17 protein-coding genes are annotated in these 15,376 nt (G+C 58.0%); 3 read left to right on the top strand and 14 right to left on the bottom strand.

The features are described from left to right. Positions 1 to 92 precede the first annotated feature (92 nt). Positions 93 to 2,288, top strand: coding sequence for a 1,4-alpha-glucan branching protein GlgB (gene glgB, locus QP981_RS01755; RefSeq protein ID WP_016422465.1), 2,196 nt, complete (start codon positions 93 to 95; stop codon positions 2,286 to 2,288). Positions 2,289 to 2,416: 128 nt separating this feature from the next. Here glgB and QP981_RS01750 read toward each other — a convergent pair whose 3' ends face one another. Continuing rightward, entirely contained in the window at positions 2,417 to 3,589 is a 1,173-nt protein-coding gene (locus tag QP981_RS01750; RefSeq protein ID WP_049172060.1) for a serine hydrolase, read from the bottom strand. 333 nt (positions 3,590 to 3,922) lie between these two features. Here QP981_RS01750 and QP981_RS01745 point away from each other — a divergent pair, with 333 nt between their 5' ends. Next, the gene (locus QP981_RS01745) at positions 3,923 to 4,318 is read left to right on the top strand and encodes a TIGR02611 family protein (RefSeq protein WP_016422463.1); all 396 of its coding nucleotides are present in this window, start codon (positions 3,923 to 3,925) and stop codon (positions 4,316 to 4,318) included. A gap of 51 nt (positions 4,319 to 4,369) precedes the next feature. On the opposite strand, the gene QP981_RS01740 is transcribed toward QP981_RS01745, so the two are convergent. Continuing rightward, entirely contained in the window at positions 4,370 to 5,419 is a 1,050-nt protein-coding gene (locus tag QP981_RS01740) for a co-chaperone YbbN (RefSeq protein ID WP_070546753.1), read from the bottom strand. A gap of 83 nt (positions 5,420 to 5,502) precedes the next feature. After that, positions 5,503 to 5,808 carry a thiamine-binding protein gene (locus QP981_RS01735; RefSeq protein WP_049172056.1) on the bottom strand — a complete coding sequence of 102 codons (306 nt, stop codon included), beginning with the start codon at positions 5,806 to 5,808 and terminating at the stop codon, positions 5,503 to 5,505. Between the two features lie 31 nt (positions 5,809 to 5,839). Between QP981_RS01735 and mce the strand changes: the two genes are divergently transcribed. Beyond that, positions 5,840 to 6,292, top strand: a complete 453-nt coding sequence (gene mce, locus QP981_RS01730) for a methylmalonyl-CoA epimerase (protein ID WP_005509354.1) — start codon at positions 5,840 to 5,842, stop codon at positions 6,290 to 6,292. 2 nt (positions 6,293 to 6,294) lie between these two features. Here mce and QP981_RS11265 read toward each other — a convergent pair whose 3' ends face one another. From QP981_RS11265 to atpB, 11 genes are all read right to left on the bottom strand, one after another. Continuing rightward, positions 6,295 to 6,654 (bottom strand): Rv1322 family protein, encoded by a 360-nt coding sequence (locus QP981_RS11265; RefSeq protein ID WP_088611476.1) that lies wholly within the window; start codon positions 6,652 to 6,654, stop codon positions 6,295 to 6,297. 2 nt (positions 6,655 to 6,656) lie between these two features. Then, a complete protein-coding gene (gene nucS, locus QP981_RS01720) occupies positions 6,657 to 7,349 on the bottom strand; it encodes an endonuclease NucS (RefSeq protein WP_005509457.1) in 693 nt (230 codons plus the stop codon). Positions 7,350 to 7,426: 77 nt separating this feature from the next. Beyond that, positions 7,427 to 7,912, bottom strand: coding sequence for a DUF2550 domain-containing protein (locus tag QP981_RS01715; protein WP_240593322.1), 486 nt, complete (start codon positions 7,910 to 7,912; stop codon positions 7,427 to 7,429). A 235-nt stretch (positions 7,913 to 8,147) separates the two neighbouring features. Beyond that, positions 8,148 to 8,519, bottom strand: a complete 372-nt coding sequence (locus tag QP981_RS01710; protein WP_016422459.1) for a F0F1 ATP synthase subunit epsilon — start codon at positions 8,517 to 8,519, stop codon at positions 8,148 to 8,150. Between the two features lie 11 nt (positions 8,520 to 8,530). Next, positions 8,531 to 9,970 carry a F0F1 ATP synthase subunit beta gene (gene atpD / locus QP981_RS01705; RefSeq protein WP_005509621.1) on the bottom strand — a complete coding sequence of 480 codons (1,440 nt, stop codon included), beginning with the start codon at positions 9,968 to 9,970 and terminating at the stop codon, positions 8,531 to 8,533. 2 nt (positions 9,971 to 9,972) lie between these two features. Further along, complete coding sequence (locus QP981_RS01700) at positions 9,973 to 10,953, bottom strand: F0F1 ATP synthase subunit gamma (RefSeq protein WP_005509705.1); 981 nt, start codon at positions 10,951 to 10,953, stop codon at positions 9,973 to 9,975. Between the two features lie 53 nt (positions 10,954 to 11,006). Next, positions 11,007 to 12,650: a F0F1 ATP synthase subunit alpha gene (gene atpA / locus QP981_RS01695; RefSeq protein ID WP_005509387.1), complete on the bottom strand. Its 1,644-nt coding sequence runs from the start codon at positions 12,648 to 12,650 to the stop codon at positions 11,007 to 11,009. Positions 12,651 to 12,704: 54 nt separating this feature from the next. After that, positions 12,705 to 13,523: a F0F1 ATP synthase subunit delta gene (locus tag QP981_RS01690; protein ID WP_070429330.1), complete on the bottom strand. Its 819-nt coding sequence runs from the start codon at positions 13,521 to 13,523 to the stop codon at positions 12,705 to 12,707. Positions 13,524 to 13,528: 5 nt separating this feature from the next. Next, entirely contained in the window at positions 13,529 to 14,092 is a 564-nt protein-coding gene (locus QP981_RS01685; protein ID WP_005509352.1) for a F0F1 ATP synthase subunit B, read from the bottom strand. A 32-nt stretch (positions 14,093 to 14,124) separates the two neighbouring features. Beyond that, positions 14,125 to 14,376, bottom strand: a complete 252-nt coding sequence (locus QP981_RS01680; RefSeq protein WP_016422456.1) for an ATP synthase F0 subunit C — start codon at positions 14,374 to 14,376, stop codon at positions 14,125 to 14,127. Between the two features lie 141 nt (positions 14,377 to 14,517). Continuing rightward, on the bottom strand, positions 14,518 to 15,312 hold the full coding sequence (atpB, locus tag QP981_RS01675) for a F0F1 ATP synthase subunit A (protein WP_016422455.1): 795 nt from the start codon (positions 15,310 to 15,312) through the stop codon (positions 14,518 to 14,520). Positions 15,313 to 15,376: the final 64 nt, after the last annotated feature.

The following is a 15,376-nucleotide window of genomic DNA, read 5'->3' as shown; positions in this document are numbered from 1 at the left end:
AGCCCACTGTCCCCTACCTCCCTCTAATTCTTTAGAACTGAACTCAACAACTTCACATTCACCTACCTAGAAACGCTTCGGAAGGACCTTCCATGGGAGCCCACACAGATCCCCGCCTCGCAATTGATTCCGGCGATATGGATCGCCTGCGCTACTGCACCCATCACGATCCGCACAGCATCTACGGCGCACACGTCGTGGACGGTGACACGGTTATTCGCACGAGGGTCTTCGGCGCTCAGGCAGTTACTGTCGTCAGCACGCGCGGCGAGTTTGAAGCGGAGAACCTGGGCGACGGTTTCTTCACCGCCCTCGTCCCCGGCGGCGATGACTTCGACTACCGTCTGCGCATTACGTGGGACTCCGGCGAGACCGTAGAGCGTGCCGACGGCTACCGTTTCCTCCCCACTATCGGCGCTGGTGACCTACACCTAATCGGCGAGGGACGTCATGAGGAACTGTGGAAGGTTCTCGGTGCTCACCTTCGCAGTTACGACACAGAGCTGGGTACGGTCGAAGGCACCTCGTTTACGGTCTGGGCTCCGAACGCACGCGGCGTCGCCGTGGTCGGTGACTTCTGTATGTGGAACGGCGCGCAGTACCCAATGCGCTCTATGGGTGGCGCAGGTATCTGGGAGCTGTTCATCCCGGGTGTGGGTGAGGGCGAAGTCTACAAGTTCGCGATCACGACACCGGAGGGACAGCGCCGCGATAAGGCCGACCCTATGGCGCGTGCTGCTGAGCTCCCACCGGCTACCGGGTCGATTGTTGCGACCTCTGACTACGCCTGGGGTGACCAAGCGTGGATGGAAAAGCGCGCCAACACTGACTGGACCGAAGAGCCCATCTCTATCTACGAGGTCCACTTGGGTTCCTGGAAGCAGGGCCTGAGCTACGAAGTTATGGCGGAGAAGCTGGTGCGCTACGTGGTCGACATGGGCTACACCCACGTGGAGTTCATGCCGGTATGTGAGCACCCGTTCACCGGTTCCTGGGGTTATCAGGTTTCCGGCTACTACGCTCCGACCAGCCGCTTCGGCACCCCAGATCAGTTCCGCGGTCTAGTTGATGCCTTCCACGCCGCTGGCATCGGTGTCATCATGGACTGGGTTCCGGGGCACTTCCCGAAGGACGAGTTCGCACTTGCCCGCTTCGATGGCACGGCTTGCTACGAGCACCCGGACTGGCGCCGCGGCGAGCAGCGCGACTGGGGCACCTACGTTTTCGACTTCGGCCGCAACGAGGTACGCAACTTCCTCTACGCCAACGCACTGTACTGGGCGGAAGAGTTCCACATCGACGGTCTGCGCGTCGACGCAGTGGCTTCCATGCTGTACCTGGACTACTCCCGCAATGAAGGCGAGTGGCTGCCGAACCAGTACGGTGGCCGTGAAAACCTCGATGCTGTTCAGTTCCTGCAGGAATTCAACGCCACGGTACACAAGCACAACCCGGGCTTCCTCACCGTGGCCGAAGAATCCACTTCTTGGCCGGGTGTGACCGCACCTACCGAGCACGGTGGCTTGGGCTTCTCTATGAAGTGGAACATGGGCTGGATGAATGACACGCTGGAGTACTTCAGCAAGGAGCCGATTTACCGCTCCTACCACCACCATGAGCTCACTTTCGCTATGGTCTACGCCTACTCGGAAGAGTTCATTCTGCCGATTAGCCACGACGAGGTCGTGCACGGCAAGGGCTCGCTGTGGGAGCGCATGCCGGGCGGCGATTGGGATAAGGCCGCAGGCCTACGTACTTTCCTGACCTTCATGTGGGCACACCCGGGCAAGCAGCTTCTATTCCAGGGTCAGGATCTTGGCCAGAACCACGAGTGGAACCACGATGAGTCCGTGGCTTGGGACAACCTCGAAGGTTGGAGCGGCGAATTCCACCGCGGCATTCAGCTGCTGGTTAAGGACATCAACGCCATCTACAAGGAAAACCCGGCGTTCTACACCCAGGATGACCGCCCAGAGGGCTTCCAGTGGATTAACGCGGATGATTCCACAAACAATGTTGTGTCCTTTGTCCGTTACGGCACCGATGGATCGGTCGTCGCCTGTGTCTATAACCTGTCGGGAACCACGCAGGAAATCTACAAGATTGGCGTACCGCGCGGTGGTCAATGGACGGAGATCCTGAACACAAACGCATCGCGTTACGAGGGCTCCGGCTACGGTGAAAACGGTACTGTGACCGCGGTTGAGCACGGTTGGAACGGCCAGGCTCACTCGATTGATTTGGTGCTGCCGGCCAACACCGCCGTTTGGCTGAAGTGGCAGGGCTAGTCCCGAATCCAGCCAAACAAAAGACAATCACATAGGAATTGCCCGTGCTGCACGGTTTTCAGTGATCTGAGTTTCCTCCTGAAAACCTGACACACGGGCAATTTTGTTTTGGGGAGCGTATCCAGGTTTTATCCTCGGAACGGATTGAACCAGTCAGGTTCCAAAGATTCGTTGTAATTCGCAGAATCTGAATCATCGGTGTACGCGGATCCATCCATGCTGTCGGTTCCGATGCGATCCGGAATGCCGTCGCCATCCTCATCCGCGCTCCACGTCGCAGCCTGCTTGGCAGTCAGTGGCTTGCCATCCTTACCAAGGCGATTGTAATCCGGCAGAAGCGGGGCTATTTGGGAACCCAGCTGGCCGAGCAGGCCGTCGGTAAGCTCATTGAGCGGCACCTCATCAAAGCGCGTCGTAATGGCGTAAGCGATGGGTCCGGCTGCGGTGTACAAAATACCGTGGTCATTAACGCCCTCGGCAGTGTCACCGGTCTTCTGGACTGCGGAGCCGACGTACATCACAAACTTCTGCGAACCACCGTAAGTGAGGTAGGTCAATGCAGTTTGTGCCGTGTCCTTGGTAATGAAGTTGTGCTTTGAGGTGCCATCGGCCACTTCCTGGAGACGTGCCATGAACAGCGCAGCTTGAGAGGGAGTAAACCAGGACCGATCACCGCTGGGATTGGGGATGTTGAACTTGTTGCCCAGGTGGTAGCGCTTGTCATCAACACCGGCTTCCTTGATGGTTTTGTTGACCTCGTCGAAACCAGCGACAGCGTCAATCAACCCATTCGCCGCGGTGTTGTCCGAATACCGCATCACGTACTGCAACAGCCCGTCGAGCGTGTATTGGCCAGGGCCAATCACGCTTCCGCCAACACCATTGTCCCAATCGACCGTCACCGTCTTGTCTAGGTCATCGCCGAATTTCTTCAGCGCAGTAACCACTAACGGAGCCTTGATGGTCGATGCGGAGTACTCCTTCGTATCCTCGCCTACCGACGCCGTGAGCCCTTTGTATGGACCGTCAATGACACGCAAATAGACACCTAAATCAATGCCATAGTTGTCGGAGAAACTCTTAGCCGCAGTATCGAGGACGTCCTGTGCATCAGACCAGGTGACTTCCTCGGAAGCATCCCAACCGTTATCTGGAGCATTAGGTTTTGTGGTAGCAGTGGTGGCCTTGGACCCGGTGGTGCTTGGGACATCGATGGTGCACCCCGCCAACAGAGTCGAGGCCGAAAGCGCAACAATGACCGAGGCGGAAGTAGCGCGAAGGGCTTTGGGGCGAAGTCGCATGCAAAACTCCTGGCTGCAGAAAACTGAAGACCAAAGGCACCTAGCGCAGTATGAACTGTCTGAGGTGAACAGGTGGATGAGATGCAGTGGTAACTGCTGTAAACCACTGAGAACTGTTGGAAGATTACCACCTTCCGAAAAATCTCGTTGCACTGGGGCGCAGCTTTTGTGCAACAATGGATTAAATATAGACATGATTAAAAGAATCAATGTCCAACGGTGCACCCAGGCAGTTGAGCTGCACATTTGATGCTTAATGCTTCAACGATGCCTCGTCCGAGACCGCTGCTAGAAATAGCGCACGGCACCGAAAATCGGAGGAAGTGAATCGCAATGAAGGAAAAGGTACATCGCTTGATGGACCGCATGCAGATTCGCCATGCCCATATGCGCAACACCTGGTATGGGCCGGTACTCTCCCCGGTTCTTCTCGTCGCAGGCTTCGTATTGCTCATTGTTGGCATTATCATTTTGCCAACTCCTGCTCCCGGATGGCTCTGCATCTTTGTTGCACTGGGAATTCTCTCGTTGGTGCATCCGCCGACACGTCGCCTGAACATCTGGTTGGCAGCAAAATTGGACGCCTTTTACGCCTGGTATGCGGAGCGTCATGTGGCAATGAAAGCAACACTTTTCCTGTTGCTAATGGCGTTTATGGCCGCTGTAATGGGCAGCGTCTACTACTTCATGGCTCCGGATGACTGGCCATACACCGACGCTTCAAGCTAGGAGCCTGAGCGCTTTCCAGGCTCCTAGTACAGTGCCCCTAGTCCAGTACTCCTAGTACAGTGCGCTAGCCATCCTCCGGCGTGCATCCAATGCCACTGGATCTGCGGTATCGAATAGCACAAGCAGCTCTAGTAGACGCGACTTGATGGCCTCACGGTCATCGCCAAACACCTGCGGGAGCAACTTCAACAAACGATCGAGCGCCTTCGCTGGATCGTCGACAAGCATCGTGACATCCGCGGCATCGAGGGCGAGCGCGACGTCCTTCGGCGCAGCGTCGGCCTTTGCAATTGGATCTGCGCTGCGATCGATTTTGGCAGCGCGGGCGAAGAAGGACACATTCGCGTGAGCGCGCTTCAGCCCCTGATTTGCGGGCTCGGACTGCAGCATAGCGTCATACAGCTCCAACGCTCCGTCGAAATTGCCCTCCTCGAGCAACTCTTCGGCCTGCTCCAAACGCGGGTCATCGGTGGGTACGGGATTGCCGAAGAAGTCAGTAGGCTCCGGAGCCTCCGGCCCGCTGCCCTCCCCAGCCATACGAGTTCCCGCCGGCAACCCCTTGAGACGCCCCCGAGTGGCCTCCATAACCTGCGCCAGCCACTGCTCCAGCCAATCCCTGGTTTTCTCACCCACAAACATGCCAATGGGACTGCCCATAGCCACAGCCGTGACTGTCGGCACTGCCTGCACACCGAATGCCTGGGCCAGCTGTGGATGCTCCTCAGCATCTGCCCACGCCAGGATCCAGTTCAAATTGGCCTCACGAGCCATGCCTTCTAGCTCAGCCCGAAGACGCAGCGAATCAGCTGCTCCAGCCATGCCGATCAAGACAATTACCGGTACCTGCTCCGAGCGCAGAACGACTTCTGCCTCAAGAGTCTGCGGGGCAATCTCAACTACAGGAGGAAGCCCATTTCCCTGATCACTGGTTGCCCGCTCGATCTCCTCTCGGCGTTTACGTTCGGCTTCGGCGCGCTGGTGGAGCTGCTCCAAATCAACCGTGCCGGGCGGTGGTGGCGGAGTCGAGCACTCGCGGTGACCGTGTGCTCCATGCGAGTGACCATGAGAATGGCCATGGGCGTGACCATGTCCAGCTGGCATCGTAAAAGGGTTCCTCTCCAGTGTCGTCGTAAAGCCTATGTGAAGACCTATGTAGAGCCTACGTGTCCAATCCGAACAAGAGACTAGTCGGTGGCTTTCAGCGCATCCTCGACCGCATCCACTTTCGCACGCAGCTGCCCGGTATATCCGTTGCGAATGTCCGCCTTGATGACCAGAGAAGTGCGCGGACTGACACGGCTGACTGCTTCCGTGGCTCGCTTAATGACATCCATCACCTCATCCCATTCGCCTTCAACAAGGGTGAACATGGCATTGGTCTCGTTGGGCAGGCCAGATTCGCGCACAACACGCACGGCTTCAGCAACGGCCTCAGCCATTCCCTGCTCAGGATCGGAGAAAGTGGGGGCAACAGAAAATGCGACAATCATGGCGCCGATAATAGCGAGTACCCTGGAAACTATGAGTGAGACACAGATTCCCGTTCCCCATAAGTACGTAGTCGCTGTCGATCACGTCGGCGTCGCAGTCCCGGATTTTGATGCCGCTATTGAGTGGTACCGCGCAAACCTTGGTTTCATCAACTACCACGATGAAGTCAATGAAGAGCAGGGCGTCCACGAGGCCATGGTCGGCCCGGCCGACAAGGTTGAAGGTGGCACTCTGGTTCAGATTCTCGCGCCACTGAATGACCAGTCCACGATTGCAAAGTACCTGGACAAGAAGGGTCCAGGAATCCAGCAGTACGCAGTTCGCGTCACTGATCTGGAGGCGCTGATGGCGCACCTGAAGGAGCAGGGCACCCGGGTGCTGTACCCGGAGCCGAAGATCGGTACCGCAGGTTCGCGCATCAACTTCATCCACCCGAAGGATGCCGGCGGCGTCCTGCTGGAGCTCGTTGAGCCGGCTAAGTAAATCTATCCCCAGCGGCGCGTGATAGTGCGGTGAGCTCTATTGCGCCAGCAGTTGGTGTGCCAATGGCGCCGGTCATCGGCGCCTGCGCCATAATCCTGCGGCCATGCCACGATGTGCGAGGTCCCGGGCATGATTTCCTGGTCGCACCCTGGACAGCGATAAACCTTGTTCGACTGTCCAGCGCTGATGTTACGCACCGCAAAGTCCACGTCCTGCCAACCGGCAGGCCCAGATTCAGTGCGGGTGTTTTGGAAAGAACTGCCAAATGCGGGCAGGCTGCCGCGATTCTGGCCGTGGTTATTACGCCCGCCGCGTTGGTTGCCTCGTTGATTACCGCGCCGCTTGTGGTTTCGCCTAGGCATGGCTAGAACAACCGCAATTCATTGGACTCCAGGCCACGCAGGGCGTCGTAATCCACGGTCACACAGCGAATCCCACGATCCTCAGCCAGAGTCTTGGCCTGTGGCTTAATCTCCTGGGCAGCAAAAATCCCTTCCACCGGTGCCAGCAGCTCATCGCGGTTCAGCATCTCCAAGTAACGGGTTAGCTGCTCAACACCATCGATACCACCCCGACGCTTAACCTCTACTGCAACAGTGGCGCCGTTTTCATCGCGGCCAAGCAGATCCACCGGCCCAATCGGGGTTGGGTATTCGCGCCTAATCAGGGTGTAGCCCTCGCCAAACGTTGTGAACTGATCTGCAAGCAGTTCCTGTAGATGCGCTTCTACCCCGTCCTTCTCCAGGCCAGGGTCCTCTCCCAGTTCGTACGTGCTATCAGCCAGCACCTTGCCGATAGTGATACGAAGTTGCTCGCCCTTCTTATTCTCAACGACCCAGAGCTTTTCACCAGTGTCTTCCCCCGACTCGTCGAGAATATCCTTCTCCGTCAGCGTGCACGGCGGTGTCATCCAGTTCAGAGGCTTATATGCACGGTCGTCGGCATGCACAGAAACTGACCCATCTGCTTTCACCAACAGCAAGCGCGGGGCATGAGGCAGATGGGCATTCAAGCGACCGACATAGTCAACAGTGCATTCAGCAATCACAAGGCGCATTCCCCTACCCTAACGTGACTGCCGCGCGGGAGAAAACAATACCCACTAGAGCCTTAGCAATAGCCTGTCGTAAGAGACTAGTACTGACTTCCCCGGCCACGGTTATAAGCCGAACGGAAACGTCGCTCAATATCTGTAGGAAACTCACGAGTCTGGCGTGACGACGGCTTCGACTCCACCCACGCCACCAGCGCAGTGTCCGAGGACGAGTCCACGGCAAACTCCCATTCGGTATTTTTCCCCGTTTTAATCCTGACTACCCGAAGCCCGGGCGCGAAAAAACCCGCCTCGATGTCAGTCGGATCTCGGCGATCCACAATAGTGACATCGTGACGGGCAAATTCGGCATCACAGCCAGGACGCAGCGAACGTAGCTTGTACATCTTCAACGTCGACTCTGAATAAACAATGACACCATGGCGCCAATGACTGCCATCACCTGCAGGAAGGCGACGAGCAATAACAGGAGTACCTTTTGCATGCAGGCTGGCGAAACGCCACAGGGCAAGGACCCCGCCGACGATCAACATCGCACCGATAATCATGAACATGATTGACATCATGGTTACGCTTGAAAACACTATCTGCCAGCCTCGCATCCGGGTGAATAGACGACGAACCTTGGTTCAAAAGCGCTTTAGAGGCTTTTTACAAACCCTACCCGATTGTTGCACTGACATGAAAAATAACTAAGAAAAACGGGGCGGGAAGCTGGCAAGATTTCTCTTGCGAGCTCCCCGCCCCGTTTAAAGAAGCAGGAAGAATACGGTCGTGCGACCGGATGTTCAGGCGAAAAGACTAGTTGGTGGAAGCGCGACGAGCCGCGCGGACCTCCGACTCAGCCTGTGCCTTTACTGCAGGGTCATCCGAAGTCAGGTTGGACTCGGCCTCGGAGAGGTTAACCTCGTCAGCCCAGATTGCCTTATCCGCGAGGATCGAAACCTTCGAGGTAGACACGGAAATGAACCCACCCTGTACCGAAGCGACAAGAACCTTGCCGTCTGCGGTCTTGATGGTCACCGTGCCGTTGTTGACCAGCTGGCCAAGCAACGGCTGGTGTCCGGGCAGCACGCCGATCTCACCCTCGGTGGTCTGGGCAGAGACCAAGGTGGCCTTGCCCTTCCAGAGCGGTCGCTCAACGGCAACCAGTTCAGCGGTGATTTCAGCCATGAGGATGCCCCTTACTTCTTCTGCATTTCAGCGTACTTCTTCTCGACATCGTCGAGGCCACCCAGGCCGTCGAAGGCCATCTCCGGGTAGTTGTCGAAGTCGCCCTTGCAGATGCGGTCGAAGGCAACAATGGTGTCCTTCAGCGGGACGTACGAACCAGGCAGACCCGTGAACTTCTCAGCAACGAAGAAGTTCTGACCCAAGAATCGCTGGATACGACGTGCACGCTGCACGGTCACCTTGTCCTCCTCAGACAGCTCGTCCATACCGAGGATGGCGATGATGTCCTGGAGTTCCTTGTTCTTCTGCAGGATGTTAATAACCTGCTGAGCAACGCGGTAGTGCTCCTCACCGACGATCGACGGCTCGAGGATACGAGAAGTCGAAGTCAGCGGGTTCACTGCCGGGTAAATACCCTTCGATGCAATCGAGCGGTCGAGCTCGGTGGTTGCATCGAGGTGGGCGAAGGTCGTTGCCGGAGCCGGGTCGGTGTAGTCATCGGCAGGCACGTAGACGGCCTGCAGAGAGGTAATCGAACGGCCCTTGGTGGACGTAATGCGCTCCTGCAGAACACCCATCTCGTCAGCCAGGGTCGGCTGGTAACCCACGGCGGAAGGCATACGACCCAGCAGGGTCGAAACCTCAGAACCGGCCTGGGTGAAACGGAAGATGTTGTCAATGAAGAGCAGCACGTCCTGGTGCTGAACATCGCGGAAGTACTCTGCCATGGTCAGACCCGACAGCGCGACGCGCATACGGACTCCCGGAGGCTCGTCCATCTGGCCGAAGACGAGGGCGGTGTCCTGGAGAACGCCCATCTCTTCCATTTCCAGGAAGAGGTCGGTGCCCTCACGGGTACGCTCACCAACACCGGCGAAGACCGAAGTACCGGAGAACTCGCGTGCAATACGAGTAATCATCTCCTGGATCAGAACGGTCTTACCGACACCGGCACCACCGAACAGACCAATCTTGCCGCCCTTAACGTACGGGGTCAGCAGGTCGATGACCTTAATACCGGTTTCCAGAATCTCGGTCTTGCCCTCGAGCTGGTCGAAGGCCGGCGGCTCACGGTGGATGCCCCACTGCTCACCATCGCGACCCAGGCCCGGCTCATCCAGGCAGTCGCCCATTGCGTTAAAGACGTGACCCTTGACGACGTCACCAACCGGAACCGAAATCGGCTTACCGGTGTCCTTGACCTCTGCACCGCGGACCAGGCCGTCGGTCGGAGCCATAGCAATGGTACGAACCATGTTGTCACCGAGGTGCTGTGCAGTCTCGAGGACAATGGTCTTGGCGACCGAAGGAAGGGTAACTTCCACGGTCAGCGCGTTGTAAAGTGCCGGCAGTTCGTTACGCGGGAACTCCACGTCGACGACGGCACCGATGACACGCACAACACGGCCCACAGCCGTGGTGGTGTTCTGCTCACTTAGAGCTGTGCTCATATCTAGTCACTTTCTCCGCTGTCGTCGAGCGCACCGGCGCCACCGACGATTTCTGTGATTTCCTGGGTAATCTGTGCCTGACGTGCCTGGTTAGCAACACGCGAGAGGTCCTTGACCAGCTCGGTAGCGTTGTCCGTCGCGGACTTCATAGCGTTACGACGGGCAGCGGACTCAGAGGCAGCGGCCTCGAGCATCACTGCGAACAGAGTGCGGGACACGTACTGCGGCAGAAGCTCTGCCAACAGGGTGTCTGCATCAGGCTCGAATTCATAGTCCGGCTTGAGGTCATCTGATCCATCGGACAGCATGTCCTCGCCCTGAGCAATCTCGACATCCTCGTACACAGGCTCAATCGGGAGCATCTGGTGTGCACGCGGAATCTGAGAAAGCATGGACACGAATTCCGTGTAGACAACGTGGACCTGGTCGAAGCCCTGAACGGCCTCGCCGTTGGTGCCACGCAGGCCTTCGCGGTACTTGGCAGTGCCCTCGGCCGTAGCGTTGAAACCATCAATGAGGTGACGACGCACGTCGTGGGTTGCGGCGTAGTCCGGATCCTGGGAGAAGCCCTCCCACGTACCGGCGAGCTCGACACCACGGAAGTCGTAGTAGTCGGTGCCCTTACGGCCAGTCACGTAGAGAACGACCTCATGCCCCTGCTCTTCCAGAGCGGTACGCAGTTCTGCAGCCTTCTTCAGGACGTTGTGGTTGTAGCCGCCACACATGCCGCGGTCACTGGTGACAACCAGGACTGCAACACGCTGGTTACCCTCACGCTTTACGAGCATCGGGTGATCCAACGACGAAGCCGATGCGAGACGTCCGATGACCTTCTCGATTTCGTCGGCGTACGGCTGGGAGTCTGCTACGCGACGCTGCGCCTTAGTAATGCGCGAGGTTGCGATAAGCTCCTGGGCCTTGGTGATCTTCTTGGTCGAGTTCACCGACTTGATTCGGGCTCGAAGTTCACGAAGATTCGCCATGTCCTATTCCCTCCCTTCAATTGCGAAAACGGTCATTGAATAGCTCAACCTGCCTAGTTCTGGGCAGTCTTGCGGGAGACCGTAATCTGCTGCTTCTTGAGCTCGCCCTCGTCGAGTGCCTCGACCGGAGCCTCGGAAGCCAGCGGTGCGCCCTCAGAAGTCTGGAAGGACTTCTTGAAGTTAGCGGTAGCGGACTTCAGAGCAGCCTTGGACTCGTCAGAGAAGGCGACGCCGCCGTCAATCTGCTCGAAGACTGCAGGCTGAGTGTCCTGCAGGTGCTCAAGCAGCTCGGCCTCGAAGCGACGGACGTCCTCAACCGGGACATCGTCGAATTCGCCCTCGCCAGCGAGGTAGATGGAGGTCATCTGGTACTCGACCGGCTGCGGGTGGTTTTCCTTCTGCTTCAGCAGCTCAACCAGACGCTGACCGCGCTCCAGCTGACGCTTGGAGGCATCGTCCAGGTCGGATGCGAACATTGCGAATGCTTCCAGGTCGCGGTAGGACGCGAGGTCCAGACGCAGGTTACCGGAAACCTTCTTCATGCCCTTGGTCTGTGCGGCACCACCAACACGGGAAACCGACACACCGACGTTAATAGCCGGGCGGACACCCTGGTTGAACAGGTCGGACTCGAGGAAGACCTGGCCGTCGGTAATGGAAATGACGTTGGTCGGAATGAAGGCCGACACGTCGTTTGCCTTGGTCTCGATGATCGGCAGTGCGGTCAGCGAGCCTGCACCCATGTCGTCGGAGAGCTTCGCAGCACGCTCCAGCAGACGGGAGTGGAGGTAGAAGACGTCACCCGGGTAAGCTTCGCGTCCCGGCGGGCGACGCAGCAGCAGCGAGATGGCACGGTATGCCTCTGCCTGCTTAGTCAGATCATCGTAAATGACCAGGACGTGCTTGCCCTGGTACATCCAGTGCTGACCCAGTGCGGCGCCTGCGAATGGTGCAAGCCACTTGAAGCCTGCGGCATCCGACGCCGGGGCAGCAACGATAGTGGTGTACTCGAGTGCGCCCTGCTCCTCGAGGGTCTGGCGCACACCAGCAATGGTGGAGCCCTTCTGACCGATAGCAACGTAGATGCATCGCACCTGCTTGCTCGGGTCACCGGACTCCCAGTTAGCCTTCTGGTTCAAGATGGTGTCCAGGCAGACCGCGGTCTTACCGGTCTTACGGTCACCAATGATCAACTGACGCTGACCACGACCAATTGGGGTCATTGCGTCGATGGCCTTAATACCAGTAGCCATCGGCTCTTCAACCGGCTGACGCTGCAGCACGGTCGGTGCCTGCAGCTCGAGGACGCGGTCCTCTTCAGCCTCAATGTCGCCCAGGCCGTCAATCGGCTGGCCCAGGGGGTTAATTACGCGACCGAGGAACTTGTCCCCGACCGGAATCGAAAGGACGTCACCCGTCCGCTTTACCTCGTCACCCTCTTTAAGCGACTCGAAGTTACCCAGCACCACAACGCCGACCTTGTCGGTGTCGAGGTTCTGAGCGACGCCAATAACGCCGCCCGGGAACTCCAGAAGCTCATTCGTCATGACCGACGGCATTCCCGAAACCTGGGCGATACCATCAGCTGCACTGATAACAACGCCAACCTCCTCGCGGGAGGCCTCCGGGGAGTAGCTCGAGGTGTAGTTCGCAATCGCGCTACGGATCTCGTCGGAGGAGATCGTCAGCTCCGCCATGTTCTTCCTGCTCTCGGTAATATTCTTCCAGTGATTAATCGTCTAAACCATCCGTCAGCCGAGGCCGACGCGCAGCTTCTCAAGCTTTGTTGAAAGGCTACCGTCGATGACCTCGTCGCCAACCCGGATGACCAGTCCACCGAGAATCGACTTATCGATCACGGTGTGGATGGACATCGCCTTGCCGTAGACTCGGCCGAGCTTGTCCGCCAGTGCTCGCTCTTGCTCGTCAGAGACGGCCGTGGCACTGGTCACGCGAGCGACGACGTGGTTCCGCAGGCCGGCGGCTAGCCGGGACAGGGAGTCAATGTCGTCCGCGGGGCGCTTGGATGGGCGGCCAACAGCCTGCAGTGCGAGGGTTTCGGTCACGGAAGTGACCTTGCCGTACAGCACAGAGGCGAGGAGCCCACGCTTGGCTTCGGGGGTTGCGGCCTTGTCGGCCAGCAGCTGTTCAAGCTGCGACTGCTCAGCCAGGATGTGTCCCAGTTGGAACAGCTCAGACTCAACAGTCTCAAGCTGTCCCTGGCCTTCGGCAGAGCGAAGGAGGGCTCGACGGCCCAGCTCTACCAAACCCTCACGCATTTCACGCGGGGTGGACCATACCTGCGCGGCAGCATCCACGACGAGGTTAAGAGTCGTCTCAGATACCTTGCCCGCGAACAGGCTCCGGACAAGGCCGGAACGCTGTTCCGCAGTCGCCGAGGTGTCGGCGACAGCGACACGCAGGCCGCGGTCGGAGTCCAGGACCTCGACGATGTCGAAAAGCTCGGAACCAGTCTGAGCAGCCTGAGCAACAGCGACATTGTCGCCACTGATAGCGGCGTCCAGTCGCTGGCTAAGGGCTGCCAGGGATTCGCGGCTTGCTGCGTGCATGTCGCCTACTTTCCGGCCGGGGCCACGGTGTCAAGGTTGGACAAGAAGTTGTCAATCGTCGACGAGTTACGAACGTCGTCGGAAAGCTGCTCGCCCAGAAGGCGCTCAGCGAGATTGATGGAGTTCTGGCCCATTTCCTTGCGCAGCTCTGCGACTACCTGCTCACGCTGGGCAGCGAGCTGCTTCTCACCGGACTCGATGATTCGTGCGCTCTCGTCATTAGCCTTGGTCGTAGCGTCTGCAATGATGCGCTGACCCTGTGCACGGGCTTCGTCGCGAATCTTTGCTGCTTCAGTACGGGCCTCTGCGAGCTGACTGTTGTACTTTTCCAGAGCGGCTTTGGCTTCAGCCTGTGCAGCTTCAGCGCGTTCAATGCCGCCCTCAATCCGGTCCTCCCGCTCGGTCAGGACCTCCTGGAACTTCGGAAGAACGAGCTTCCAGAAGAGAACCAGGATAACTACCAGCGGGACAACGGACCAGACGATGTCATAGGTCTTTGGCAGCAGCGGGTTAATGGACTCTCCCATCGGGAGGTCACCCGCCGCTAGCAAAAAGGTGAAATCTGTCATGGTTTACGTGTTCTCCGCTTGAAGGTCCGGACTTAGAAAACGAAGCCTGCGACCAGGCCGATCAGGGCGAGAGCCTCAGTGAAGGCGATACCCAGGAACATGGTGGTACGCAGCTGGCCGGCCATCTCAGGCTGGCGTGCCATACCCTCAACGGTCTTGCCGGCGACGATGCCGATACCGAGGCCCGGGCCCAGGGTGGACAGACCGTAACCGATGGTCTTCAGGCCAGCGTTGGTGTCGACAGCCTGGACAGCGTCCTGGGCGGAGAGGATGACGTCGTTCATTATGAACCGTTCCCTTTCTTAAAGGATGGCCCCGGATTAAAGATTGTTCTAAGTAGGCCCGGGGCTTTTGTGGGTCAAGTGGGTCTTGCTATTAAATTTGCGAGGCCTTGTTGCCGAAGTTGCGGCCTCATTAGTTATGGGTTAGTGCTCGTCTGCGTGCAGCGACAGTTCGATGTAGACGGCGCTCAGCAGGGCAAAGATGTATGCCTGCAGGAAAATCACCAGCATCTCGAACAGCGTGAATGCTACCGCAGCGACAAGGGTCAACCCGGACAGGGCGGTCCAACCATTCAGCTGCCAGAAGAAGAAGTTCGTGGCACCGAAAAGCAGGACTAGAACCATGTGGCCCGCCAGCATGTTGGCCATCAGACGGATGGTCAGCGTAACTGGGCGGAGAACGAAGTTGGAGAAAATCTCGATCGGCACCACGATGAGGTGGAGTACCGGTGGCAAGTTCGGAATAACGACTGCCGACTTCACAAACTTGAAGAAGCCCATCTTCTTCGAGCCCGCGTAAATGAAGGCAACGTATGCGAACAGGGCCAGAACCAGTGGCATACCGATTCGGGCGTTCGGCGAAATATTGAGGCCAGGAATAATAGCCGCAATATTCATCGAGATAACAAGGAAGAAGATGGTGGCCAGAACCGGAAGGAAACGACGCCCCTCCTTCTTACCCAGAATCTCCTCCGCGATGTGGATGCGGACGAAGTCCAGCATCAACTCCGCAACGTTCTGCAGACCAGTCGGCACGAGCTTCGGACGACGCATTGCGACGACGAAGAACACGGCGACGATCACGGCCATCAAAAGACGAACAATCATCAGGCGGTCCATGGCGTACCAGTCGCCACTGCCACCTAGAATGAAGTCGCCAAATTGTTCACCCGGGAAATACTCCTCCTGCAAGTTGGGTGAGTGAAACTCACCCCGCATCTCGGCAAGTGTTGTAACGCTCAGCGTTCTCTCCCGTGATTGGGCCGCTAGAACTATTGTCAAG

The sequence above is a fragment of the Corynebacterium sp. MSK047 genome, assembly GCF_030232285.1.
Taxonomy (GTDB): Bacteria; Actinomycetota; Actinomycetes; order Mycobacteriales; family Mycobacteriaceae; genus Corynebacterium; species Corynebacterium jeikeium_D.
This window is presented reverse-complemented; position numbering and strand designations above follow the sequence as displayed.

Excerpts from the sequence above, each read along its gene's own strand:
- glgB (WP_016422465.1), top strand. The coding sequence starts at position 93 with ATGGGAGCCCACACAGATCCCCGCCTCGCAATTGATTCCGGCGATATG.
- QP981_RS01750 (WP_049172060.1), bottom strand. The coding sequence starts at position 3,589 with ATGCGACTTCGCCCCAAAGCCCTTCGCGCTACTTCCGCCTCGGTCATT.
- QP981_RS01745 (WP_016422463.1), top strand. The coding sequence starts at position 3,923 with ATGAAGGAAAAGGTACATCGCTTGATGGACCGCATGCAGATTCGCCAT.
- QP981_RS01740 (WP_070546753.1), bottom strand. The coding sequence starts at position 5,419 with ATGCCAGCTGGACATGGTCACGCCCATGGCCATTCTCATGGTCACTCG.
- QP981_RS01735 (WP_049172056.1), bottom strand. The coding sequence starts at position 5,808 with ATGATTGTCGCATTTTCTGTTGCCCCCACTTTCTCCGATCCTGAGCAG.
- mce (WP_005509354.1), top strand. The coding sequence starts at position 5,840 with ATGAGTGAGACACAGATTCCCGTTCCCCATAAGTACGTAGTCGCTGTC.
- QP981_RS11265 (WP_088611476.1), bottom strand. The coding sequence starts at position 6,654 with ATGCCTAGGCGAAACCACAAGCGGCGCGGTAATCAACGAGGCAACCAA.
- nucS (WP_005509457.1), bottom strand. The coding sequence starts at position 7,349 with ATGCGCCTTGTGATTGCTGAATGCACTGTTGACTATGTCGGTCGCTTG.
- QP981_RS01715 (WP_240593322.1), bottom strand. The coding sequence starts at position 7,912 with ATGATGTCAATCATGTTCATGATTATCGGTGCGATGTTGATCGTCGGC.
- QP981_RS01710 (WP_016422459.1), bottom strand. The coding sequence starts at position 8,519 with ATGGCTGAAATCACCGCTGAACTGGTTGCCGTTGAGCGACCGCTCTGG.
- atpD (WP_005509621.1), bottom strand. The coding sequence starts at position 9,970 with ATGAGCACAGCTCTAAGTGAGCAGAACACCACCACGGCTGTGGGCCGT.
- QP981_RS01700 (WP_005509705.1), bottom strand. The coding sequence starts at position 10,953 with ATGGCGAATCTTCGTGAACTTCGAGCCCGAATCAAGTCGGTGAACTCG.
- atpA (WP_005509387.1), bottom strand. The coding sequence starts at position 12,650 with ATGGCGGAGCTGACGATCTCCTCCGACGAGATCCGTAGCGCGATTGCG.
- QP981_RS01690 (WP_070429330.1), bottom strand. The coding sequence starts at position 13,523 with ATGCACGCAGCAAGCCGCGAATCCCTGGCAGCCCTTAGCCAGCGACTG.
- QP981_RS01685 (WP_005509352.1), bottom strand. The coding sequence starts at position 14,092 with ATGACAGATTTCACCTTTTTGCTAGCGGCGGGTGACCTCCCGATGGGA.
- QP981_RS01680 (WP_016422456.1), bottom strand. The coding sequence starts at position 14,376 with ATGAACGACGTCATCCTCTCCGCCCAGGACGCTGTCCAGGCTGTCGAC.
- atpB (WP_016422455.1), bottom strand. The coding sequence starts at position 15,312 with ATGCGGGGTGAGTTTCACTCACCCAACTTGCAGGAGGAGTATTTCCCG.